The organism is Algibacter lectus (assembly GCF_004368925.1).
GTDB classification, from domain to species: domain Bacteria; phylum Bacteroidota; class Bacteroidia; order Flavobacteriales; family Flavobacteriaceae; genus Algibacter; species Algibacter lectus.
Genome location: NZ_SORL01000012.1, coordinates 133631 through 156614, shown reverse-complemented (window position 1 = coordinate 156614; position 22984 = coordinate 133631). Strand labels below are relative to the sequence as shown.

At 33.4% G+C, this 22984-nt stretch carries 22 protein-coding genes; 5 read left to right on the top strand and 17 right to left on the bottom strand.

Going from position 1 to position 22984, the window contains the following annotated elements; all coding sequences use genetic code 11:
• Positions 1 to 12 precede the first annotated feature (12 nt).
• The 4 genes from DFQ06_RS16935 to ffh all read right to left on the bottom strand — a co-directional run bounded on the left by DFQ06_RS16935 (position 13) and on the right by ffh (position 3023).
• Complete coding sequence (locus tag DFQ06_RS16935) at positions 13 to 264, bottom strand: hypothetical protein (protein ID WP_133969043.1); 252 nt, start codon at positions 262 to 264, stop codon at positions 13 to 15.
• Between the two features lie 30 nt (positions 265 to 294).
• Entirely contained in the window at positions 295 to 1173 is an 879-nt protein-coding gene (gene folD, locus DFQ06_RS16930) for a bifunctional methylenetetrahydrofolate dehydrogenase/methenyltetrahydrofolate cyclohydrolase FolD (RefSeq protein ID WP_074938851.1), read from the bottom strand.
• A gap of 87 nt (positions 1174 to 1260) precedes the next feature.
• The gene (locus tag DFQ06_RS16925) at positions 1261 to 1635 is read right to left on the bottom strand and encodes a four helix bundle protein (RefSeq protein WP_042504292.1); all 375 of its coding nucleotides are present in this window, start codon (positions 1633 to 1635) and stop codon (positions 1261 to 1263) included.
• Between the two features lie 59 nt (positions 1636 to 1694).
• Entirely contained in the window at positions 1695 to 3023 is a 1329-nt protein-coding gene (gene ffh / locus DFQ06_RS16920; RefSeq protein WP_042504466.1) for a signal recognition particle protein, read from the bottom strand.
• A 367-nt stretch (positions 3024 to 3390) separates the two neighbouring features.
• On the opposite strand from ffh, the gene DFQ06_RS16915 reads away from it, so the two are divergent.
• Positions 3391 to 3831 carry a hypothetical protein gene (locus DFQ06_RS16915; protein WP_042497032.1) on the top strand — a complete coding sequence of 147 codons (441 nt, stop codon included), beginning with the start codon at positions 3391 to 3393 and terminating at the stop codon, positions 3829 to 3831.
• Between the two features lie 79 nt (positions 3832 to 3910).
• On the opposite strand, the gene DFQ06_RS16910 is transcribed toward DFQ06_RS16915, so the two are convergent.
• Positions 3911 to 4069: a YqaE/Pmp3 family membrane protein gene (locus DFQ06_RS16910; protein WP_074938849.1), complete on the bottom strand. Its 159-nt coding sequence runs from the start codon at positions 4067 to 4069 to the stop codon at positions 3911 to 3913.
• Positions 4070 to 4402: 333 nt separating this feature from the next.
• Here DFQ06_RS16910 and lysS point away from each other — a divergent pair, with 333 nt between their 5' ends.
• From lysS to DFQ06_RS16890, 4 genes are all read left to right on the top strand, one after another.
• Entirely contained in the window at positions 4403 to 6100 is a 1698-nt protein-coding gene (gene lysS, locus DFQ06_RS16905; protein WP_133969041.1) for a lysine--tRNA ligase, read from the top strand.
• A gap of 605 nt (positions 6101 to 6705) precedes the next feature.
• The gene (locus DFQ06_RS16900; RefSeq protein WP_133969039.1) at positions 6706 to 7923 is read left to right on the top strand and encodes a hypothetical protein; all 1218 of its coding nucleotides are present in this window, start codon (positions 6706 to 6708) and stop codon (positions 7921 to 7923) included.
• Positions 7924 to 8037: 114 nt separating this feature from the next.
• On the top strand, positions 8038 to 10473 hold the full coding sequence (locus DFQ06_RS16895) for a zinc-dependent metalloprotease (RefSeq protein ID WP_235833571.1): 2436 nt from the start codon (positions 8038 to 8040) through the stop codon (positions 10471 to 10473).
• Between the two features lie 146 nt (positions 10474 to 10619).
• The gene (locus DFQ06_RS16890; RefSeq protein WP_074938841.1) at positions 10620 to 11090 is read left to right on the top strand and encodes a hypothetical protein; all 471 of its coding nucleotides are present in this window, start codon (positions 10620 to 10622) and stop codon (positions 11088 to 11090) included.
• 82 nt (positions 11091 to 11172) lie between these two features.
• On the opposite strand, the gene DFQ06_RS16885 is transcribed toward DFQ06_RS16890, so the two are convergent.
• The 12 genes from DFQ06_RS16885 to DFQ06_RS16830 form a co-directional block, all read right to left on the bottom strand.
• Positions 11173 to 11952: an RMD1 family protein gene (locus tag DFQ06_RS16885; RefSeq protein ID WP_133969037.1), complete on the bottom strand. Its 780-nt coding sequence runs from the start codon at positions 11950 to 11952 to the stop codon at positions 11173 to 11175.
• A gap of 96 nt (positions 11953 to 12048) precedes the next feature.
• Positions 12049 to 12273, bottom strand: coding sequence for a hypothetical protein (locus tag DFQ06_RS16880; protein WP_042497024.1), 225 nt, complete (start codon positions 12271 to 12273; stop codon positions 12049 to 12051).
• Positions 12274 to 12287: 14 nt separating this feature from the next.
• On the bottom strand, positions 12288 to 12602 hold the full coding sequence (locus tag DFQ06_RS16875; protein ID WP_042497143.1) for a hypothetical protein: 315 nt from the start codon (positions 12600 to 12602) through the stop codon (positions 12288 to 12290).
• A 133-nt stretch (positions 12603 to 12735) separates the two neighbouring features.
• Positions 12736 to 14262 (bottom strand): bifunctional GNAT family N-acetyltransferase/carbon-nitrogen hydrolase family protein, encoded by a 1527-nt coding sequence (locus tag DFQ06_RS16870; RefSeq protein WP_042497022.1) that lies wholly within the window; start codon positions 14260 to 14262, stop codon positions 12736 to 12738.
• Between the two features lie 2 nt (positions 14263 to 14264).
• On the bottom strand, positions 14265 to 15239 hold the full coding sequence (locus tag DFQ06_RS16865; RefSeq protein ID WP_133969035.1) for a deoxyhypusine synthase family protein: 975 nt from the start codon (positions 15237 to 15239) through the stop codon (positions 14265 to 14267).
• On the bottom strand, positions 15229 to 16167 hold the full coding sequence (speB, locus tag DFQ06_RS16860; protein WP_042497020.1) for an agmatinase: 939 nt from the start codon (positions 16165 to 16167) through the stop codon (positions 15229 to 15231). Before speB ends, DFQ06_RS16865 begins: the two co-directional genes overlap by 11 nt.
• Entirely contained in the window at positions 16157 to 17554 is a 1398-nt protein-coding gene (locus DFQ06_RS16855; RefSeq protein ID WP_133969033.1) for an arginine decarboxylase, read from the bottom strand. The genes speB and DFQ06_RS16855 overlap by 11 nt, the downstream gene beginning before the upstream one ends.
• A 701-nt stretch (positions 17555 to 18255) precedes the next feature.
• Positions 18256 to 19134 carry a pseudouridine synthase gene (locus tag DFQ06_RS16850; protein WP_042504303.1) on the bottom strand — a complete coding sequence of 293 codons (879 nt, stop codon included), beginning with the start codon at positions 19132 to 19134 and terminating at the stop codon, positions 18256 to 18258.
• A gap of 183 nt (positions 19135 to 19317) precedes the next feature.
• Positions 19318 to 20220: a geranylgeranylglycerol-phosphate geranylgeranyltransferase gene (locus tag DFQ06_RS16845; RefSeq protein WP_133969031.1), complete on the bottom strand. Its 903-nt coding sequence runs from the start codon at positions 20218 to 20220 to the stop codon at positions 19318 to 19320.
• 73 nt (positions 20221 to 20293) lie between these two features.
• Positions 20294 to 21223 carry a mevalonate kinase family protein gene (locus DFQ06_RS16840; RefSeq protein ID WP_042504308.1) on the bottom strand — a complete coding sequence of 310 codons (930 nt, stop codon included), beginning with the start codon at positions 21221 to 21223 and terminating at the stop codon, positions 20294 to 20296.
• A 29-nt stretch (positions 21224 to 21252) separates the two neighbouring features.
• Complete coding sequence (mvaD, locus tag DFQ06_RS16835) at positions 21253 to 22332, bottom strand: diphosphomevalonate decarboxylase (protein ID WP_133969029.1); 1080 nt, start codon at positions 22330 to 22332, stop codon at positions 21253 to 21255.
• 107 nt (positions 22333 to 22439) lie between these two features.
• On the bottom strand, positions 22440 to 22979 hold the full coding sequence (locus tag DFQ06_RS16830; RefSeq protein WP_133969027.1) for a DUF1697 domain-containing protein: 540 nt from the start codon (positions 22977 to 22979) through the stop codon (positions 22440 to 22442).
• Between the last annotated feature and the right edge of the window lie 5 nt (positions 22980 to 22984).

Below are 22984 nucleotides of genomic sequence, written 5' to 3'. Positions count from 1 at the left end.
TATTTCTATGTTTTAACTTTCAGTTTCCGCGGTATTCAAATCTTTAGTTTCCTTTGGCTTCTTCCAAAACAACAAGCATACACCTGCCCAAACTAAAGCGATAACAACCATTCCTATAAAAAATGGCGTTTCTCCCTGATCCATAGAGTTATCTTCTATTCCAAAAATATAAAACGCTAACAAACCAAAAAATATTATTTGTCCCGCGAAATAGGCTATTACGCCTCTTTTTGTTAAATATCTTAATATTAATGCATCTAGCATATTCTATCTGTTTTATTAATGTTTAAGCGCTTATTGCAAATTTCTTTCTCGAGCCAATAACGTATTTTTAAGCAACATTGCAATCGTCATTGGGCCAACACCTCCCGGTACTGGTGTAATATAACTTGCTTTTTTACTTACACTTTCGAACTCTACATCTCCAGCTAATCTATACCCAGTTTTTTTAGTAGCATCTGGCACACGTGTAATTCCAACATCGATAATTACAACATCTTCCTTAACCATATCTCCTGTTAAAAACTCCGAAATACCTATAGCAGCGACAACAATATCAGCTTCTAAAGTAATTTCTTTTAAGTTTTTAGAACGACTGTGCACTACAGTTACGGTAGCATCACCAGCTTTTCTTTTCTGACTCATTAAAATACTCATTGGGCGACCAACGATATGACTACGTCCTAAAACAACCACGTTCTTACCAGAGGTTTCAATTTGATAACGCTCCAACAATTCCATAATACCATAAGGTGTTGCAGGTAGAAAAGTTGGCAAATCTAAAGCCATTTTACCTACATTTGTTGGATGGAAACCATCAACATCTTTATCTGGGTTTACAGCCATTAAAACCTTTTGCTCATCGATGTGTTTTGGCAATGGTAATTGCACTATAAAACCATCAATATCGTTATCGGTATTTAATTGATCAATTTTTTGAAGTAATTCTTCTTCAGTAGTATAATCTGGTAAATCTATTAAAGTAGAATTAAAACCAATACGTTCACAAGCTTTTACTTTTGCATTTACATAAGTCATACTTGCACCGTCTGTACCAACTAAAATAGCAGCAAGATGTGGCACTTTTTCTCCTTTAGAAACCATAGCTTTTACATGCTCGGCGATTTCATCTTTAATGTCGTTACTTACTTTTTTTCCGTCTAAAATTGTCATATAAAATATAGTTTTCAGTGGCAGTCGCGGTCACAGTGCTCACTCTTATATGCATACTCAAAATTTCAAGCATGCGTTATTTTTATTTTAACCTTCTATTTTTACTCCGAATTTCCCCGGATTATTTATCATGTAATTTATTAGTCTACCAATCTCTTTTCCTTGTTCCGAAAAATGCATATAATCTTCCGATGATATATAATTACAAGCCAAAGCAAAATCTATCCACGTATTCGTTTCAGAATTCTCTCCGTCTGCATCTGTTAATTTACTAATGAAATGTTTAGGATATCGCCTTTTACGATATGCCTCTGCAATATTTGCGCAAACAGAGCGAGAACTTCTCCTAATTTGATCGGTTAAAGAATAAGTCTCCTCCTTTGGAAAACCTTTTGACACATTAAAAATATGCATTGACAAATCGAATGCTTTTTTATAGGCCAATAATTCTTTAAAATCCATACTTCAACTGTAAACTGAGACTGAGACTGAGACTGAGACTGAGACTGTAAACTAAATAATTATTTCATATTCTGCATCATCTGCATCATCTTTTTGCCGCCACCACCTTGCATCATCTTCATCATTTTGCTCATTTGGTTGAATTGCTTTAAAAGTTGATTTACTTGTTGTACAGAAGTACCAGAACCTTTACCTATTCTTATTTTTCTACTTGCGTTTATAATAGCTGGGTTTGTTCTTTCGCTTGGCGTCATAGAATGAATAATAGCTTCAATACCTTTAAAAGCGTCATCATCTATATCGACATCTTTAAGCATTTTACCAGCACCAGGAATCATACCCATAAGGTCTTTCATGTTTCCCATTTTCTTTATTTGCTGAATTTGCTTTAAGAAATCATCGAACCCGAATTGATTTTTAGCAATTTTCTTTTGAAGTTTTCTTGCTTCAACCTCATCAAATTGTTCTTGTGCACGTTCTACTAAAGACACCACATCTCCCATACCTAAAATACGGTCGGCCATACGTGATGGATAAAACACATCGATAGCTTCCATTTTCTCACCAGTACCAATAAACTTAATTGGTTTATTCACTACCGATTTAATAGAAATTGCTGCTCCACCTCGCGTATCACCATCTAATTTAGTAAGGATAACACCATCGAAGTTTAAGACATCGTTAAAAGATTTTGCAGTATTTACAGCATCCTGCCCCGTCATAGAATCTACTACAAACAATGTTTCTTGTGGACTTATAGCTTTATGAATATTCGATATTTCGGTCATCATCGCCTCATCTACAGCTAAACGACCAGCGGTATCAATAATAACCACGTTATGTCCGTTTGCTTTTGCATGAGCAATACCTGCTTGCGAAATTGCAACAGGATCTGTATTACCTCTATCACTAAAAACCTCTACACCAATTTGATCACCAACAACGTGTAACTGATCGATTGCCGCCGGACGATAAACATCACAGGCTACCAATAAAGGCTTTTTTGTTTTCTTGTTTTTTAAATAATTTGCAAGTTTACCAGAAAAGGTTGTTTTACCAGACCCTTGTAAACCCGACATTAAAATAATACTTGGCGTACCAGATAAATTAATACCTTCTACATCGCCACCCATAAGTTCGGTAAGCTCATCTTTTACAATTTTAACCATTAATTGCCCTGGTTGCAGAGTGGTTAAAACGTCTTGCCCTAGCGCTTTTTCTTTTACTCGGTTGGTAAAATCTTTGGCTATTTTAAAGTTAACATCGGCATCTAAAAGTGCACGACGAACTTCTTTTAACGTTTCGGCTACGTTTACTTCGGTTATGCTTCCGTGACCTTTTAATACGTGTAAGGCTTTATCTAATTTATCGCTTAAATTATTGAACATGGTTTTTAAGTATTGAGTTGGCAATCCGCACTTGACAGTCCATGGTTGGCTATCCAAGAGTTAACGGCTTGCTATCTTATTAAAAATGAAGTGCAAAAATAATGAAATATTTTGTTTTTTTCGATGAATTCACCCGTTTTTGTTCCGCAAGGATTCAAGCAAAAAAAAGAACAAACCATTCTCAAAACCAACCTATTAACCCCGCACTCCAAACCTACAGAATAGAATTTATAAGCTGAAATATTACAGACAAAGAAGACTAACCATCAATTTAGGGTGATTAGAAAAACTGATTATTTAATAAATGAAAGAATTTTATTATATCAAATATTATCATTAACCTTGCTGTTCACAAAAAACAAAACCCATGAAAACCTACTTTAAAATTTCATTAACATTATTAATTTCTCTAATGATAAGTTGTTCGGACGACGACAATTCAGGAGATAACATTTCTAATCAAATATTACAAGGACAAGTATTTGGAAATGATTTTACAGCTTTAGGAGGTAAAGCATTCGATTCTGGTGAAGATATTTCTGTAAACATAACAAATATAGTAGCTGACTGCGAATCTTCTGTTCTTGATTATGACCTAGAAATATCTACTTACGTTACACCTGAAGTAGGTGTTTATGAAGGGATAAATGTTGTTTTCAATAAAGAAGGAGAAGCGCCATACAACTATTTAGATGCCACTGTTGAAGTAACATCACTTACTGAGACTGAAATTACTGTAAAAATTAAAGCCGATTCTAGTTCTGATAAAACTGTTGAAGGTACATTTACAGTGCCTTATTGTCAATAAGACATATCTAATCTTATTTTAAAGGGTCGTTGCAACTAATAGTTGCAACGACCCTTTTTTTATTCTAATAAACTAAAACTTAGTTTTTAGGGTTATTTAAAATAATTAACGCTGCAATGACGCCTGGTACCCAGCCACAAAGCCATAGCAAGAAAACGATTATTATAGATCCGCAGCCTTTATCTAAAACAGCTAATGGCGGACAAATGATTGAAAGTAAAACTCTCCAGAAACTCATAATGATTTGATTTTGATTGATGATTTTAATTATTTGACGTTTTATTAAACGTTTTGTTACAGCTTTTTTTAAAGTTTAAGAGTTTCAGATATTGAATTTACCTAATTACAAAAACACATTGCTATTAAAAAAATAACTTAGCTAAATGGCCCGCGCTAGGGATAGCAGTGAAAAGCCCACAGCAGGGCCAATGGTAATTGGACCTACGAGGACTTGTAGCGTATAGCCCGACCCTTGTGGTAGCGCCCAAAAAAAAATGAGGAATTGTTAATGGAAAATGGACAACCAAATGTTTATCTTTGTGCCTTTAAAATTTTTAGAGCATTTTAGACTATGTCGCAATTATCAGAACAAGAACTTGTAAGAAGAGAGAAATTAGTAAAATTACGCGCTATGGGCATTAACCCATATCCGGCGGATTTATACCCTGTAACCCACACATCGAAATCGATAAAACAGGATTTTACAGAAGAAAAACAGGTGGTTGTTGCTGGTAGATTGATGGCAATAAACATACAAGGTAAAGCATCTTTCGCGCAGTTGCAAGACGGCGAAGGACGTATACAGGTATATTTTAACCGTGACGAAATTTGCGCTGGTGAAGATAAAACCAAATACAATGATGTTTTTAAGAAATTACTAGATTTAGGTGATTTTGTTGGTATTGAAGGCAATTTGTTTACAACTAAGGTTGGCGAAAAAACTATTCGTGTTAAAGATTTTACTTTATTAAGTAAGGCTTTAAAACCATTACCATTACCAAAAGAAAAAGACGGAAAAGTATTTGATGCTTTTACCGATCCTGAATTACGTTACCGCCAACGTTATGCCGATTTAGTGGTTAACCCCCACGTAAAAGAGGTATTTGTTAAGCGTACTAAATTATTTAATGCCATGCGTTCGTTTTTTAACGATGCTGGATATTTTGAGGTTGAAACTCCGGTTTTACAACCTATTCCTGGTGGTGCTGCGGCTCGCCCATTTATTACACACCATAACAGTTTGGATATTCCGTTGTATATGCGAATTGCCAACGAGTTGTATTTAAAACGACTTATTGTTGGTGGCTTTGATGGGGTTTACGAATTCTCGAAAAACTTTAGAAATGAAGGGATGGACAGAACACACAACCCTGAATTTACAGCTATGGAAATCTACGTATCATACAAAGATTATAACTGGATGATGGATTTCTGCGAGCAACTTTTAGAGCATTGTGCTATTGCCGTAAACGGAACTAGCGAAGCTACTTTTGGCGAACATAAAATTGATTTTAAAGCACCTTACGCTCGTGTTACCATGGCAGACTCTATTAAACACTTTACAGGGTTTGATATTACTGGTAAAACCGAAGATGAAATTAGAGCTGCTGCAAAAGGCATGCATATTGAGGTGGATGATACCATGGGTAAAGGAAAATTAATTGATGAAATTTTTGGGGAAAAGTGTGAAGGCAACTACATACAACCAACTTTTATTACAGATTACCCAAAGGAAATGAGCCCACTATGTAAAGAGCATAGAGATAACCCAGAACTTACTGAGCGTTTTGAGTTAATGGTTTGTGGTAAAGAAATTGCAAATGCATATTCTGAATTAAACGACCCTATTGACCAACGTGAGCGTTTTGAGCATCAATTAAAGCTTGCTAAAAAAGGGGATGATGAAGCTACGGAATTTATTGATGAAGATTTTTTACGAGCTCTAGAATACGGTATGCCTCCAACGTCTGGTATGGGTATTGGGATGGATCGTTTAATTATGTTTTTAACAAACAACCAGTCTATACAAGAGGTTTTATTCTTTCCGCAAATGCGACCTGAAAAGAAAACGTCTTCGATTGAATTGAACGACGATGAGAAAGCTTTACTTGCATTAATTGAAAAGGTTGAAAAAATAGATTTAAATGCTTTAAAAACACAAAGTGGTTTATCTAATAAAAAATGGGATAAAACTATTAAAGGTTTAACAAAAAATAATTTGGCAAAGGTTACAAAAACCGATGATGGCTTATTTGTAGAAGCTGTATAATCACTAAAATATTTTACAACATAAAAAGGCCCGTAATTTAACTAAAATTACGGGCCTTTTAATAACTAACTAACTTATCAACTTTTATGAAATTGAGATTTAAGGTTAACTACTCCTTAAATTCTATACAAAGAAACAGCCTAAATTTGAAAACATAATACTTGTTTAGATTTGTTTAACACACTTTTGATGTATTTTATAATTTCTTTAAGACTAAACTCGACGAGTTGTTAATTTTTTAAGAAAAACAAGAAGCAAACATTGGTTTATAAGCACAAAAAAGCCCGTGATTCTTATTCAAATCACGGGCTTCTTTTAACTAACTAATTAACTAATCAACTTTTATGAAAATTAAATTTTAAGGTTAACTACTCCTTAAACTCTATACAAAGAAACAGCCTAAATTTGAAAACATAATACTTATTTAGATTTGTTTAACATGCTTAGCCAGAGTTTTACCTTTTCTTTAAGAGTAAAGGGCATCACTTGTTAATTTTTTAAGAAAAACATGCTTTTATTTTGAAGGTTTTAGAGTGTTTTTAAAAACTTGAAGCTCCTCTTATTTTTTATCAATCTATTTTAATTAGTTTATTTACATTTGTGTAATGAATAAAGCTATTATATTAATAATCTGTTTTTTAGGATCTTCTATTCTTAAAGCTCAACAAAATGATAGTATCGTTTTTAAAAACGGCATAGATAGCCCAAATCAATTAGCGACACATCATTTTGGTATGTTTAGCTCAAGAATTTCTACTAACTTTAAATTTCACGCTCCTAAGCGTAATACTTTTAGTTTCAATATATCTAACGGAAATACCTTTCACCCATTTGTAGAGGCTTATTTACCTAAAGACGCGGAAACAAGAACACAACTTAGCCAAGTAAAATGGCACGATCGCCCTTTTTATTTTATTGATCAAGAAACCACACCTGCCGATTACGTGAACATTGTTGTAGATGCAGTAATTAAAGAATTTCGAGCTAGTTTAAGCCTAGCATTATCTAAACATCATGAATTAAGTATATCGCTTCGCTCTCACCTTATAACAAAAGGCAAATATCCCTTTTCACCTTTCACAAGTGACGAAAGTATAGAGTGGTTCCATAGTAATATTGCTGGTGGTGAAGATCCCTACGGAAGGCGTTACTACGGCTTAAATAAAGTAGACTTTAAGTACACCGATAGAAACGGAAAAGTTTTAGAATTTGAGAATAACGATTTTTTTATTGGTGGTATTGAACTTAACCACTATTACTATCCAGAGTTTTTAATAAATAAAAGTCGCAACATCTTTATAAACTTCGGAAGTCATTTAGGTTTAAATACTTCAAAATATAATTCTGCTATAGACCTCGGAGTTTCAGCAAACGCAGTAAAACATATTAAATTAAAAAACCAATACGAACTTAATATTGCATTAGGTGCAAATTTATTACGCAAAAACATTATAGATTTTAAAGACAATGTAGATTTGGGTAATAACCCTTTTTTAGCAACTACAGAAAGCACTGTTGAAATTACAAAATACACTAAAAAAGGAAACTATAATGCCTTTAGTATTAATTACCAACTACAATCGCGTTACAACAAAAAAGATGAAGCTGGCTACTATAAACTTATTGGTAAATGGCAAGAAATAAATGGAGGTTGGCAACATGGTGTAAGTACGCTTTATAAAACATTAACCAATTGGAATTTCACCTATACTTACGGCATGCCAGATATGCAATTGGCTTTTTACGTAAAAGAAGATTTTTTAGTTAATAATGCGCCAGATTTCCAGACCGGATTCAACATAAAAATACCAGTACTTAATTAATAAAAAATCAGGTTTTTGTTAATTTTAATTAAAATTTCGTTAATTTTTACCACTATAGGTTATAATTTTATATAAAATAAATATTTTCACGTTATTAACTAACCCAATAATAATTTGAAAAAAACTACCAAACTATTATTGTTGTCTCTAACAACAATAATACTGTCTTGTAATTCTGCTAAAAAGACAGCAGAAGCCGATGCGGCTAGAAAAGTTATGCTCGCAAAAAAAGCGAAGGCTGACAAACTGAAAAAGCAACAAATTCAGCCGTACAGTAAAATCGTTACTAAAGATGCAAAAACGGATATAGGTTTATTTAAAATCCATACCATAGACGATAAATATTTGTATGAAATTCCAGATTCTCTTTTCGATAGAGAAATGCTTATGGTTACCCGAATTGCAAAAACAGCGAGCGGACTTGGCTTTGGCGGCGGAAAAGAAAACACACAAGTGCTACGCTGGCAAGTAAAGGATAAAAAAGTATTGCTACGCGTGGTATCAAACAACGTAGTAGCCGATAAATCTTTACCAATCCACGAGGCTGTTGTAAACTCTAATTTCGAACCTATTTTATATGCTTTTCCTATAAAAGCTTTTAGTAAAGACTCTACTGCAACAGTTATCGACGTTACCGATTTATACAAAAAAGATGTAAACTCGCTAGGCTTAAGCGTTCGAAACAAAAAGAACTATAAAGTATCTCGATTAGACGAGAGCAAATCTTACATAGAATCTGTAAAAAGTTACCCTTTAAACATTGAAGCGCGCCATGTAAAAACATACTACGCATCAAACCCTCCATCAAACTCTAGCACAGGGACTATTAGTATTGAAATCAATAACTCCATGATTTTACTACCTAAAACACCAATGAAGCGTCGTTATTTTGATAAACGTGTTGGTTGGTTTACAAGTAGCCAAACCGATTATGGTTTAGAAGCTCAAAAAAGTAAAAGACTAACGTATTTAGACCGCTGGAGATTAGAAGTAAAAGATGAAGATCTAGAAAAATTTAAAAATGGTGAACTGGTTGAGCCTAAAAAGCAAATTGTTTATTACATAGATAGAGCAACTCCTGTAAAATGGAGAAAATATATTAAACAAGGTATTGAAGATTGGCAAACTGCTTTTGAAGCCGCAGGTTTTAAAAATGCCATTATCGCTAAAGATCCGCCAAGTGTAGAAGACGATCCAGAATGGACACCAGAAGACGCACGTTATTCTGTTGTGCGTTACTTAGCATCGCCAATACCAAATGCAAATGGCCCGCACGTTAGCGACCCAAGATCTGGTGAAATACTAGAATCAGATATTAACTGGTACCACAACGTAATGAGCTTAGTAAACGGTTGGTTCTTTACTCAAACTGCCGCTGCAAACAAAGCCGCTCAAAACTCAGAATTTAGTGATGAGGTTATGGGAGAACTTATTCGTTTTGTATCATCTCACGAAGTTGGACACACTTTAGGTTTACCACATAACATGGGAAGTAGCTCTGCTTATAAAGTAGAAGATTTACGTGATCCTGAATTCACTAAAAAATACGGAACTGCTCCTTCTATTATGGATTATGCTCGTTTTAATTACATCGCGCAACCCGAAGATGTTGGCGTTTCTTTATTCCCAAATATTGGTATTTATGATAAATATTCAATTGCTTGGGGTTATAAACCTATTTTAGATAAAACTGCTGAAGAAGAAAAAGAAACTCTAGACAGTTGGATTATGGCACATGACGGCGATCCACTTTATAGATTTGGTAAACAACAAAGAGAAACTATAGATCCTAGCTCGCAAACTGAAGATTTAGGAGACGATGCTGTTTTAGCAAGTACTTATGGTATAAAAAACCTAAAACGCGTAGTGCCCAACTTAATTGAATGGACTACTAAAAACAACTCTGATTATGAAGATTTAAAAACCATGTATGGCCATGTGTTTTCACAATTTAACCGCTATATGGGGCATGTTGCCAACAACGTTGGTGGTGTTTACGAAAACTATAAAACAGCCGATCAAGAAGGTGCTGTTTACAGCCATGTAGATAAAAAACATCAAAAAGATTGTTTACTATTTATAAACGATCAATTATTTGAAACACCAGAATGGTTAATTTCTCCAGAGATTAATGATAAAATTCAGGCTTCAGGAATAATAGAACGTATTAACGCCGTGCAAACACGAACGTTAAACAACCTTTTAAGCACCTCTAGAATGCAACGAATGATAGAGAACGAATCGCTTAACGGAAACGACGCATACGCGCTTACAAGCATGATGCGTGACTTAAGAAACGGCGTTTGGAAAGAATTAAACACCGGAAAGAATATAGACACCTACAAACGTAATTTACAACGTGCACACGTTAACAGGTTAGCTTATTTAATGACGAGCACAAGCAACTCAGATATTAAAGCTATTTCTCGTGCCGAACTTACTACTTTAAAAAACCTAGTACGCTCACGTATTGGATCTAGAAACGCTATTACAAACATTCACCTTAGAGATATGGCAGAACAAATTAATGCTGTTTTAGACCCTAAATAAAAGCAAGTTACATAATTAGCACACCTAAAAAAGGCTTCCATAACGGGAGCCTTTTTTGTTAAAAGCTAGTTAAATTTCAAAACCTTTTTAAACCTTTTTGAAATGCGAAAGTCCTAATAGCAAATAAACATTAAAACTTAAATAAGATGAAAAAATTAATAATTATTGCATTAGCTTTTATTGGATTACAAGCAACTGCTCAAAGAAAAGAAGGCGGACCAAGAAATCATGACAGAGGAGAAAAAATGATGAATCTTACTGCAAATGAAATGGCAACACTTCAAACTAAAAAAATGACTTTAGCATTAGATTTAGATGAAGGACAACAAAATAAAATTTACACCATAAATTTAGACAACGCCACAAAACGTAAAGCAATGATGGAAGAACGCAAAGCTAAAAAAGAAGCTGGAACTGCGGAAAAACCAACTAAAGAAGAGCGTTTAAAAATGATGAATGATATGCTTGATCACAAAATTGCTGAAAAAGCTAAAATGAAAAAGATTTTAAACGATGAGCAATATACTAAATGGGTAGAATCTTTAGAAAAAAGAGACATGAATAAACGTGGTAACAAAGGCGATAATAAAAAAGGCAAGAACCACAAAAGAGACTAAGAATTTTGTTAGATTGATTGATAGTTAATGAGAAAGCGCATTTCAGATTATTGAAATGCGCTTTTGTTTTATATAAAAACTACTAACCCAAAATCTTCCCGATAAACATATCGACCACTTCAATAACAATTAGAATGATAATAATCCATTCTAGCCTGCTACTCTCCTTATGGTCCATAATATCCTTAAACAGCTCTAGGTTATCTTTAATAATTTCAATTCGATCATGAATTAATCGGTATCGATCTTGTAAATCAAAAGTCCGTTTCAAGTCCTGATTAAGCCTATTAAGCTGTTCATTTTCCCAGGTAATTTCAGGAGAATCAAAAATATATAAGTTCTCAGAAATTTTATTTTTGATATTTAAAATCTTCCCAATAAATCGTTTTAATTTATTTCCCGAAATATCAAGCGTTCCCTTTTCTTCTAAAAACAAGGTGTGCTTATTTGTTTCTATAAGAAGCTCCTCTGTTATTTCCGCATAACGATCTAAAGCCACAGATTGCGATGTATTAAGCATTACTAAACGTATCATTTCTTGATCCAGTTCAGGAAGCACAACATCATCGAAGGTAACTCGTAACGTCTCTGGTTTTACAATTACAGAAACAGATTCAGAAAGTTTTTCAGTAAAATAATTAGAACAAAAAGGCTTTATTTGCTTTAATGCCTGTTCAATTTCATCGTGAGATAAATTGAAAAAAGACACCATCCCGTATTGAAAGATGTAAATAAATTTTTGATTTGAACTTTTATAATAAAGTTCATCACTATCCTGAAACACCAATTGCCACGGCAACTCTTGTTTACTAGCTTTTATTTGGATAGCACTAGCTACTTGGTAAGCAACTACGCGGTACATTATATTCTATAAGTATTGTGTTATTTTTAGAGTAGGGAATTTTATACCCGACAGATTTTGAAAACCCATCAGGTCTAAAATATTTTATTAAATGAATTAATCTATCGGTTTTAAACTCTGAACGCGATAGATGGCATCGTCACCATCAGCATCTTCAACAAATGTGATTCTGAATTCTTTATCAACCAAAGACTCATCGTTTTTTAAATCGAATTGCTTTAAAACGCGTGGATGCACTTCCTCAAAAGCAAGCTCCTCGCCGTTTTCAAACCAAAAATTAAAATAACCGTTTTCGAAAGATTTAAAAACAGCTGTTCTCATAATATTAAATTGTGTTAATCGTTATCGTCGTCTTCTAAGCTCGGGTCTTGCACAGCTTCCGGATCATTATCATCAAAATCTTCATAATCATCTTCATCATAATTCTCCATGGTTACTGCTAATTTAGAACTTACTTTTACTAAATATTTAGTATCCTCGGTGGTTACTTCTACCGCTTCTATAATTTCGTTATGCTGATTTTTAAATGAAATAATTTGATCATCATCATATCCATCAGGATAGCGTTCTACTAATAAGGCTAATATCTCAGGTGTCAATTTTTTAAAATCAACAATGACACGTTTTAAATTTTCATTTCTATTTTTCATGTGTTGGTTTTTATTTTTTTTATTAGGTTTCACATGTACCCTATTTAACGACATATTACTCTCATTAAACAGGGTTAATTGTTTTTTAGATTTGGGCATTATTTAGCCACAAGATAAATATAATTATTTATGATTACTTTACACGAATTACATCGTAAAAATCTTTTCGTCTATCCTTCAGGTTTTTAACAGCTCCAAAAGAATGTAGTTCTCGCAATAAGCTTAAATCTACATCGGCAACCAAAATCATTTCTGTATTTGTTGTCGCTTCCGCTTTTATTCCATTACTTGGAAACGAAAAATCGCATGGTGTAAACACAGCAGACTGCGCATATTGAATATCCATGTTATTTACGTTTGGTAAATTACCAACACTTCCGGCAATAGCAACATAACATTCGTTCTCTACAGCACGTGCTTGCGCACATAAACGCACTCGAGAATATCCGTTTTGCGTATCGGTTAAAAATGGTACAAATAGAATATCCATGCCTTCATCAGACAATAAACGTGATAATTCAGGAAACTCCGAATCGTAACAAATTAATATACCAATCTTACCACAATCGGTTTCAAAGGTTTTTAATTTATCACCACGTTGCATACCCCAAACCTTAGCTTCATCTGGTGTTACATGTATTTTTTCGTAACGCTCAAAACTACCATCTCTTCGGCATAAATACCCAACATTATACAGTTTATCACCAACCAATTCTGGCATACTTCCTGAAATAATATTAATATTATATGAAATAGATAACTGTTTCATTCTATTAACAATAGTTTCAGTAAATTTTGCCAACTCTCTAATAGCATCTGGTTCATGCATATGGTTAAACTCAGCCATTAAAGGCGCATTAAAAAACTCTGGAAATACTGCAAAGTCAGAGCGATATGCCGAAACACTATCAATAAAATATTCTACTTGCTGCATTAAATCGTCCAAGCCTTTGTAGGGGCGCATTTGCCACTGTATTAAACCTAAACGCACCACCGTTTTTATGCTACTTGCTTTTTTATTAGGTTTGGTATAATTTATATTATCCCACTCCATTAAAACTGCGTATTCACTTGATGCTGTATCGCCTTCTAAATAATTTTTTAAAACCCTTACCGGATGAAAATCATTAGATATTTGAAAGTTTAAAACCGGATCATGAATTTCCTTACGCTTAACTTTTTCAATATACTCTTTAGGCGTTAAATCTCTATGTTTATGATAATTTGGCATACGCCCACCAAATACGATACTCTTTAAGTTTAACGTTTCGCAAACTTCTTTTCTGTAATCGTAGAGTCTTCTACCTAAACGCAACCCTCTATATTCTGGCTTTATAAACACATCGATACCATAAAGCACATCGCCTTCTGGATCGTGATTTTTAAAAGATTCCCCAGAAATAATATCGCTATAAGTATGGTTATCATCTATTTTATCATAATCGACAATAAGAGACAACGCACAGCCCGCTAAATTTCCATCAATTTTAATAACCACCTGTCCTTCTGGAAACATGGTGGTTAATTTTTGAATGTGATCTTTTTTCCAATAAGAATCTAGCACACCGCCATAAGACTCTAACGTTGCTGCTTTTAACTCCTCAAAATCATCAACAGTTAGATACTTTAATTCTATATTTTCAATATTGTTTATGTCCATTGCTATTGACCTAGTAGGTATGCAAAAATTAATGGCGCAACAATAGTAGCATCACTTTCGATGATAAATTTAGGTGTATTAATATCTAATTTACCCCAAGTAATTTTCTCGTTTGGTACAGCTCCAGAATACGAACCATAACTGGTTGTAGAGTCGCTAATTTGACAAAAATAACTCCAGAATGGTGTATCTGTACGTTCCATATCTTGGTACAACATTGGCACCACGCATATCGGAAAATCGCCAGCAATACCACCTCCTATTTGAAAAAAGCCAATACCTTTAGATGAATTATCAGTATACCAATCTGCTAAAAACGTCATGTATTCAATACCAGATTTTACAGTACTTGCTTTTAATTCTCCTTTTAAAACGTAGCTCGCAAAAATATTACCCATAGTACTATCTTCCCAACCTGGGCAAACAATAGGTAAGTTTTTTTCCGCTGCAGCGTACATCCAAGAATCTTTTAAATCAATTTCGTAATACTCTTCTAAAACTCCAGAAAGTAACATTTTGTACATATACTCATGAGGTAAAAAACGTTCGCCATTAGCTTCGGCATCTTTCCAAATTTTAACGATATGTTCTTGTAATCTTCTAAAAGCCTCTTCTTCAGGAATACAAGTATCAGTTACGCGGTTTAACCCTTTTTCTAACAAAGCCCACTCATCCTCCGGTGTTAAATCACGGTAGTTTGGCACACGTTTGTAATGAGAATGTGCTACTAAATTCATGATATCTTCTTCTAAATTCGCACCAGTACAAGAAATAATTTGTACTTTATCTTGACGAATCATTTCAGCAAAACTCTTGCCTAATTCAGCAGTACTCATAGCTCCTGCCAAAGACACTAACATTTTAGCCCCAGAGTTTAACTGTGCCTCGTACCCTTTTGCAGCGTCCACCAAAGCAGCAGCGTTAAAGTGTAAATAATGTTTTTCTATAAATTGCGAAATTGGTCCTTTAGTACTCATCGTTGTCACTGAATTTAGAAGCGTTAGTTTTTTGTTTTGTATTATCGTATGCGTTATCGTAATCGTCGTTTACCGACTCATCCATAAATTTATAGCTTAGCATTTTGTAATATAATTTTGCTGCTAAAAAATCGGATGATTTTTCTTTTTTATTTGGGCAAAGTTCCACAATATCGAAACCTACCACATTTTTCTCTTTAAAAACTTGTTTTAAAAAGTCTAAGGTTTCGTACCATAATAATCCACCCGGTTCTGGTGTACCTGTGCTTGGCATAATTGAAGGATCGAAAGCATCCAGATCAAAAGTAATAAACACATTGTCCGTCATTTGATCGATTGCCGAATCCATCCAAGTATCATCTACAGCCATATCGTGTGCAAAATAAGTTTTCTCTTCGTCCATAACGGTTTTCTCCATAACGTCCATAGAACGAATTCCTACTTGAATTAAATTGGTTGTTTGGCTTGCCTCGTAAACAGCACAAGCATGGTTACACGTAGAACCATCGTACTCTTTACGTAAATCTGCATGTGCATCAATATGCAAAACCGTTAAGCTTGGGTACATTTCGTTAAAAGCACGAATAGTACCTATAGAAATAGAATGTTCTCCACCAAAAATGGTTACAAACTTATTTCTCTTAATATATTTTTTTGTTGCTTTATGTACGGCTTCCACCATGGCTTCTGGCGATGCATTCTCGGTTACAGCATCGGCTAAATACACCCCCTGGCGGTACACTTCCGTTCCGGTTTCAATATCGTAAAGCTCCATATTTTCCGAAGCATTTAAAAACGCCTTAGGCCCCTTATCGGCACCTTTTTGCCATGTACTTGTACCATCATAAGGCACAGGAATTAAAACAATCTTTGCAGTTTCCTTTTTTGCAAACTCTTCTGCAATTCCAGCGTAGGTATTATTGCTCATAACCTAAAATTTTAAGTAAGTCTTCACTTTTTTGTTGTTCACTAAATATTTTTTTTGTGATGTTTCCATCTTCATCTCTATCTATTAAAATATGCTTCGGCGAGGGAATTAAACAGTGCTGTAAACCTCCAAAACCACCAATAGTTTCTTGGTAAGCACCTGTATTAAAGAAGCCAATATATAAAGGTTTATCTTTATCATACTTTGGTAAATAAATGGCATTCATGTGTTGCTCACTGTTGTAATAATCATCACTATCGCAAGTTAAGCCGCCAAGTAAAACACGCTCGTAACTATCGTTCCAACGGTTTAAAGGCAACATCACAAAACGTTTATTAATAGCCCAAGTATCTGGTAATGTTGTAATGAAAGATGAGTTAATCATGTTCCATTTTTCCCGGTCGTTTTGTTGTTTTTGATACAAAACTTCGTAAACCGCACCACCACTTTCACCTACAGTAAAACTACCGAACTCCGTAAAAATATTTGGCACATCTACACCTTCCTCTTCGCAAACAATTTTAATTTGATTTACAATTTCTTCAACCATGTAAGCATAATCGTAATCAAAAACTAAAGAGTTCTTAATAGGAAAACCACCACCAATATTTAAACTATCTAAACTCGAACAAATCTTTTTCAAGTTTGTGTAAACCTTCAAACATTTAGTAAGCTCGTTCCAATAGTACGCATTATCACGAATACCAGTATTAATAAAAAAGTGAAGCATTTTTAAATTCACCTTCTCGTTATTCTGAATTTGAGATTTATAAAACGGCACTATGTTTTTATAGCCAATACCTAAACGTGAGGTATAAAATTCAAATTTTGGTTCTTCTTCCGAAGCAATTCTAATACCAACATTAAAGTCGCCATCGATCTCGTTAGAAAGCAATTCAATTTCCTCGTAATTATCAATAATAGGAATAGCATTTCTATGTCCGTTATTAATTAATCGAGCAATATTAGTTACATATTGTGCACGCTTAAAACCATTGCTAATTACAAAGGTATCGTCTGTAATTTTACCTTCTTTTTTAAGGTTTTCAACAATATCAATATCAAAAGCCGAAGAGGTTTCAATATGTATATCATTCTTTAAAGCCTCGTTTAAAACATGTTTAAAATGCGAGCTCTTTGTACAATAGCAGTAATTATATTTACCCTTGTAATCGTTCTTTTCGATAGCATCGGCAAACCATTTTTTTGCACGATTAATATTGTTAGAAATTTGAGGTAAATATGTAAATTTTAATGGTGCACCATAAGTTTCTACCAACTCCATTAGGTCTACTCCGTGAAATTGTAATGTTTTGTTTTCTAATGCAAATTCCTCTTGCGGAAAATCATAAGTCTGATTGATTAAATCAATATATTTTGTATTCAATGTATTTATTTTAAGATATTTAAAGATATAAATTGTAGATTAACTACATGTTAATTCCGTAAAAAAATTAAAATCAAATTTGAATTTCAGGTTGAGTAGTAGGTACGAAGCCGTACTTATACTGGATAGCATATATGGCAGATACGGAAGTTAGCTTTAAAATTCGGTCGCTTAATCGGTAAGCTGCTTTTGAAAATGACTTCCTAATGTCCAAAAGCCCGAACACAGAAACAGAGTTCAATTCGTTCAGCTAATAATAGTGCAAATGAAATACAAAAAATTGAATTACAAACTTTTTTTGTATTTATTTTTAAAATATTTTTTAGGGTGCGTTACCACAAGGGTCAGGCTATCACTACTCGCTTTTTTGTGTTGCTTAGGTGCAACCACACAAAAAGAGCTCAAACAGGCCGTTCTATCCCTAACGCGGGTGTATTACCAAATTACATTCTAAACAATTAGCGACATTATTTACCCTCAAAATACAGATAAAAAACAATACTGCAAGAGCTTATTGTTCCGATGAAAAGGAAAATTTCATAATAAAAAAAGAAAATTTCTTTATAAAACAGTATGCGATGTCTCCTAGCGTCGACATAACACAAAAAAACGCATACAACACACTATAAACCAAATCGAGTGTTACACCTTCTCATGAAGACGTAACACTCGATTAAAATATTTGGCCAAACTTAAAAGTTTTATAACATCTTTAAAGTATTCAACTCTTGTTCAGTTAAATGTTTCCAGCTTCCGCGAGGAATATCTTTTTTAGTTAAGTGCCCAATAGCAACACAATCTAAACTAACAATCTCGTATTTTATGTAATCAAAAATACTACGGATAATTGTGTTTCCAGTATTTTTAATTTTAAGTCCAATTTCTTTTTTAGACGCATTATCGATATAGCTAATCTCTTCTACCTCAATAAGTTTTCCTTCAATTTTAAAACCAGCTTGTATCTTTTTAAGATCTTCTAATTTTAAATTCTTATCCAATTCAATATGAAATAAACGTGGCACACCATGTTTAGAATTGGTAAACTTAGCTGCTATAGCATCATCGTTTGTAAATAATATTAACCCCTTAGAATTTCTACCTAAACGCCCAATAGGCTTAATACGTGAACTTGTTGAATTCGCAACCAAATCCATTACTGTTCTCCCTTTACCTTCGCTAGTTGTTGTAGCAAAACCTTTAGGTTTATTTAATAAAACGTAAGCTTTTTTCTCTGGGTTTATACGTGCGCCATCATAACGAACTTCATCTGCAACCTTTACTTTATATCCCATTTCGGTAATTACTTTACCGTTAACGGTTACTAAACCAATAGCAATATGATCATCAGCCTCACGACGAGAGCAAATACCAGAATTTGCTATGTATTTGTTTAGTCTAATTTCATCAGGATTACTCGCTTTTTTAGGTGTAGGGTTACCCTTTTTAATAGGTGCATTACCTCTAGAAAAACTTTTACTTTTTCCACCTTCACCTCCTCTAGCAACGCCTTTTTTAGCTTCACCTTGATTACCTCTTCCTGAAGGTTTCCCTTTTCCGCTTGTTCCTTGATTTCTGTTCATGACTAATAATTTTCTGCAAAGATATATTTAAAATTATGATTGACGATTTAAGTTTTACTTTTTGTTTTCTATAAATATCACGAACGCCCTTAATAGCAATGTTTTATTAAGAAACCGCGACACTTGTTTTATATGCTGAAATTCTATTTTTCTTTAATGTATAACTGAAGAAAGAACATTTTATTAAATTCTATTTAAAACCACGCTAACCTTTATAAGTACAATACTAAAAGCACCAACAACAATTATAAATTTTAAAATATTATGAAGTATTAAATAATGTGTTTTTGTTTTAGACATCCATAAAATCAACAAAAAAGCCAATAACAACGGAATGCATAAATAAAAATATAAATACATATAACCAATATCGTAACGAGAAAGCAACAAACTTATAGGCAACCAGGTTAAAATCGCCAAAATAGTCAACATTATTTTAGATGCTCTTTCACCATAAACTATTGGTATAGTTTTATAATTTTGAGCCAAATCTCCTTTTATATTTTCTAAATCTTTAGTGAGCTCGCGCATAGACATCATTAAAAACAAGAAAATGGCGTGTACAAAAACTACATGTTCAAAGTTTTTGTAATACATAAAAATGGCAAAAAATGGTGTAATGGTTAGTATAGCCGAAGTTAAATTACCAATAAATGGCATTTTTTTAAGTTTATGCGAATAGAACCAAATTCCGAAAATGTAAATAGAAAAGAAAATTACGCCTTTAAACGACACATAACTTGCCATTACTGCAGCCAAGAAATTAAGAACAAAATAGAAAGACAGCTTGGTGTTTTGACTTATTAACTTATCTAACTTCGATTTTATAGGCCTGTTAATTAAGTCTTTCTCAGAGTCGTAGAAATTATTAATAATATATCCGCCAGCAATAGTTGCTGCCGAAGCTAAAACAAGCATGAGTAAGTTTAAATCTAGAACAACATCTTTTACAGGTAAATCGTGCCCTAAAATAAAAATAGCCGTTAGATATTGTGCGATAACTACAATAAGAATATTGTAACCTCGTACTACAGAGAACATGCTAAAAAACTTAAGTAAAATGTGCTTTTGTTTTCTGGATAGCATAAAATCTTGCTTTTGAAAAGAATTCTCAAATAATCCCGAAAAGTTTTCGGAATTTTATAATAAAACCTAAAATCTAGAAGTTGTAAACCACTTCTAATTTATAACCCGAAAGTGCTTTTTCTGCTTTACTTAAATCTTCGGTAAAACCTAAAATATAACCACCTCCACCAGAGCCACAAAGTTTTAAATAGTATTCGTTAGTATCGATACCTTTTTTCCAAAGCTCGTGAAACTGTTGCGGAATCATAGGTTTAAAATGACTTAAAACCACCTTAGATAAACTCTTGGTGTTTTTAAATAAAGACTTAACATCTCCTTTTAGAAAATCGTCTACACAAGCATCGGTATGTTTAATAAATTGATTTTTTAACATACTACGAAACCCTTCTTGCTTCATGTTTTCCATAAATAAGCTTACCATTGGTGCGGTTTCCCCAATAATACCACTATCTAATAAAAACACAGCACCTTTACCATCATTTTGCTGAGCAGGAATACCTGTTGCCTCGATATTATCTTTTGAATTGATAAGAATTGGAATACTTAAATAACTATTTAAAGGGTCTAAACCAGAAGATTTTCCGTGGAAAAAAGATTCCATCTCTGAAAAAATTGTTTTTAACTTTAGTAATTTTTCACGAGTTAAATTCTCTAAAACTGTAATTTTATCTTGTGCATACTTATCGTAAATAGCCGCAACCAAAGCACCACTACTACCAACACCATAACCTTGCGGAATAGACGAGTCGAAATACATACCAGCCTCTACATGTTTTTTTAGTGAAGCCACATCAAAAACAACCAATTCTGGATTAATATTCTCTAAATACCCAACATACCGTTGTAAACTTGCATTAGAAGCTATTGCTGTTTCCGATGGGTTTTTATCCGTTTTTAAAGCCCCATTATAAAAGCTGTAAGGTATTGATAAACCTTTAGAATCTTTGATAATTCCGTACTCTCCGAAGAGTAATATTTTTGAGTAAAATAATGGTCCTTTCATAAGCTATAATAGACTTGGTAAATGCAAAATTACAACAGTTTTGCCCCAAATCCAATTTTATCGATAATATACTCACCTTTTTGACAAAAGGTAACTAACTCACTTTTAATGAATTTAAGTACAGATTCTGCCTCATTCTCAGGATACAAAACATGTACATTAGCACCCGCATCCAAAGTAAAACACACTTTAGAACCTGTAGATTCTCTAAATGCCCAAATTTTATTTATAATCTGCAACGTGTTCGGTTTCATTAAAATAAAATAAGGCATACTCGTCATCATCATAGCATGCAGTGTTAAAGCTTCACTTTCAACCAAACCAATAAAAGCATCTAAATCTCCCGATTTTAAAATATTTTTTATGTCTTTAAGGTTTTTATTAGCCTGCTCAAAACGTTGTTGCGCAAATGGGTGGCCATGCATTAAATTATGTCCAACCGTACTACTCACCTGCTTTTCTCCTTTATCCACCAATAAAATAGTATCCTGATAATTTTTGAAATTCTCATGAACTTCAAACGGATATTTTACACCAAACAAATCGGAACTTCCAACTACATCTTCATGCTCACCCCAAACTACCAAATCGCCTTCCAGACTTCTGCAAGCACTACCAGAACCTAAACGCGCTAAAAAAGATGCTTTTTGAATGAAATTTATTTTTAAATCATCATTAACCAATACCTTTTCAATACTCATCAAGCACAAAGCCAAAGCACTCATGCCAGACGCCGATGATGCAATACCAGAACTATGAGGAAATGAATTTGATGTTTCTATTTTAAAATGATAGTTTTTTAAAAACGGTAAATAACGCTCCACTCGCTTAAAAAAGGTTTCTATTTTAGGTTTAAAATCGTCTTTTTTCTCATTATCCAAAAACACATCGAACGAAAAATTTTCTTTATTTTCTTTTTCAGAAAAACTTAATTTCGTGGTTGTTTTACAATAATCTAGCGTAAAACTTATAGATGGATTTTCTGGTATTTGATCTTGCTTTTTCCCCCAATATTTCACTAAAGCAATATTGCTTGGCGAACTCCATGTAAAATCTCCGCTTTCAATATGCTTCGAATATGGTTTTGAGATAAAATCGGTTTCAGTCATGTTTAAATTTTAAGCTTTAATACAGCTAGTTTTGGCAAAAATAAGAAATATCTCTGCTATTTTTATCGAATTCAGCAATTCACTATTATTGTCAACAAATTATTAATTCAACTAGCGTTTTCAGATAGTTCCAAAAGCTTTGCCATTGTTTTATAATTTCTAGCCGTGGCAGTAATCTTTAATTTACGTTCAAAGAAGTTATTATTGTATTTCGTTTTTCCGTAGCCAATAGACGAATAGAAGTAAACACAATTAGCTAAAATATTAATCTCCTCGTTCTCAAATTTCATACTTAAAACTTCATTTACCAAATCGATTTCTGGTGCTGTATATAACAATGAAAAGTAACTTTTCTGTTTTTTTTCTTCGGAAAAGGGACAAGTATTAAAAATAGTGTTTAACGCATCACTAGTTATTACAAGCACAGGAACACTTAATTCGAAACGTTTTTTTATAGCTTCCATAATTTGAAATTCTAATTCCGAAGCGTTTCCTTCTTCAGAATTAAAAATAATATTGCCACTCTGTATATATGTTTGTACGTCTTTTAACCCCATATTTAATAACAAATCGCGAAGCTCTGCCATTAAAATTTTATTCTTTCCCCCAACATTAATACCTCTCAGCAATGCAATATAAGTTCCCATATCCG

Bases quoted from the DNA above. Each gene is read 5' to 3' on its own strand.
- DFQ06_RS16935 (WP_133969043.1), bottom strand. From the start codon at position 264: ATGCTAGATGCATTAATATTAAGATATTTAACAAAAAGAGGCGTAATA.
- folD (WP_074938851.1), bottom strand. From the start codon at position 1,173: ATGACAATTTTAGACGGAAAAAAAGTAAGTAACGACATTAAAGATGAA.
- DFQ06_RS16925 (WP_042504292.1), bottom strand. From the start codon at position 1,635: ATGGATTTTAAAGAATTATTGGCCTATAAAAAAGCATTCGATTTGTCA.
- ffh (WP_042504466.1), bottom strand. From the start codon at position 3,023: ATGTTCAATAATTTAAGCGATAAATTAGATAAAGCCTTACACGTATTA.
- DFQ06_RS16915 (WP_042497032.1), top strand. From the start codon at position 3,391: ATGAAAACCTACTTTAAAATTTCATTAACATTATTAATTTCTCTAATG.
- DFQ06_RS16910 (WP_074938849.1), bottom strand. From the start codon at position 4,069: ATGAGTTTCTGGAGAGTTTTACTTTCAATCATTTGTCCGCCATTAGCT.
- lysS (WP_133969041.1), top strand. From the start codon at position 4,403: ATGTCGCAATTATCAGAACAAGAACTTGTAAGAAGAGAGAAATTAGTA.
- DFQ06_RS16900 (WP_133969039.1), top strand. From the start codon at position 6,706: ATGAATAAAGCTATTATATTAATAATCTGTTTTTTAGGATCTTCTATT.
- DFQ06_RS16890 (WP_074938841.1), top strand. From the start codon at position 10,620: ATGAAAAAATTAATAATTATTGCATTAGCTTTTATTGGATTACAAGCA.
- DFQ06_RS16885 (WP_133969037.1), bottom strand. From the start codon at position 11,952: ATGTACCGCGTAGTTGCTTACCAAGTAGCTAGTGCTATCCAAATAAAA.
- DFQ06_RS16880 (WP_042497024.1), bottom strand. From the start codon at position 12,273: ATGAGAACAGCTGTTTTTAAATCTTTCGAAAACGGTTATTTTAATTTT.
- DFQ06_RS16875 (WP_042497143.1), bottom strand. From the start codon at position 12,602: ATGAAAAATAGAAATGAAAATTTAAAACGTGTCATTGTTGATTTTAAA.
- DFQ06_RS16870 (WP_042497022.1), bottom strand. From the start codon at position 14,262: ATGGACATAAACAATATTGAAAATATAGAATTAAAGTATCTAACTGTT.
- DFQ06_RS16865 (WP_133969035.1), bottom strand. From the start codon at position 15,239: ATGAGTACTAAAGGACCAATTTCGCAATTTATAGAAAAACATTATTTA.
- speB (WP_042497020.1), bottom strand. From the start codon at position 16,167: ATGAGCAATAATACCTACGCTGGAATTGCAGAAGAGTTTGCAAAAAAG.
- DFQ06_RS16850 (WP_042504303.1), bottom strand. From the start codon at position 19,134: ATGAACAGAAATCAAGGAACAAGCGGAAAAGGGAAACCTTCAGGAAGA.
- DFQ06_RS16845 (WP_133969031.1), bottom strand. From the start codon at position 20,220: ATGCTATCCAGAAAACAAAAGCACATTTTACTTAAGTTTTTTAGCATG.
- DFQ06_RS16840 (WP_042504308.1), bottom strand. From the start codon at position 21,223: ATGAAAGGACCATTATTTTACTCAAAAATATTACTCTTCGGAGAGTAC.
- mvaD (WP_133969029.1), bottom strand. From the start codon at position 22,332: ATGACTGAAACCGATTTTATCTCAAAACCATATTCGAAGCATATTGAA.
- DFQ06_RS16830 (WP_133969027.1), bottom strand. From the start codon at position 22,979: ATGGGAACTTATATTGCATTGCTGAGAGGTATTAATGTTGGGGGAAAG.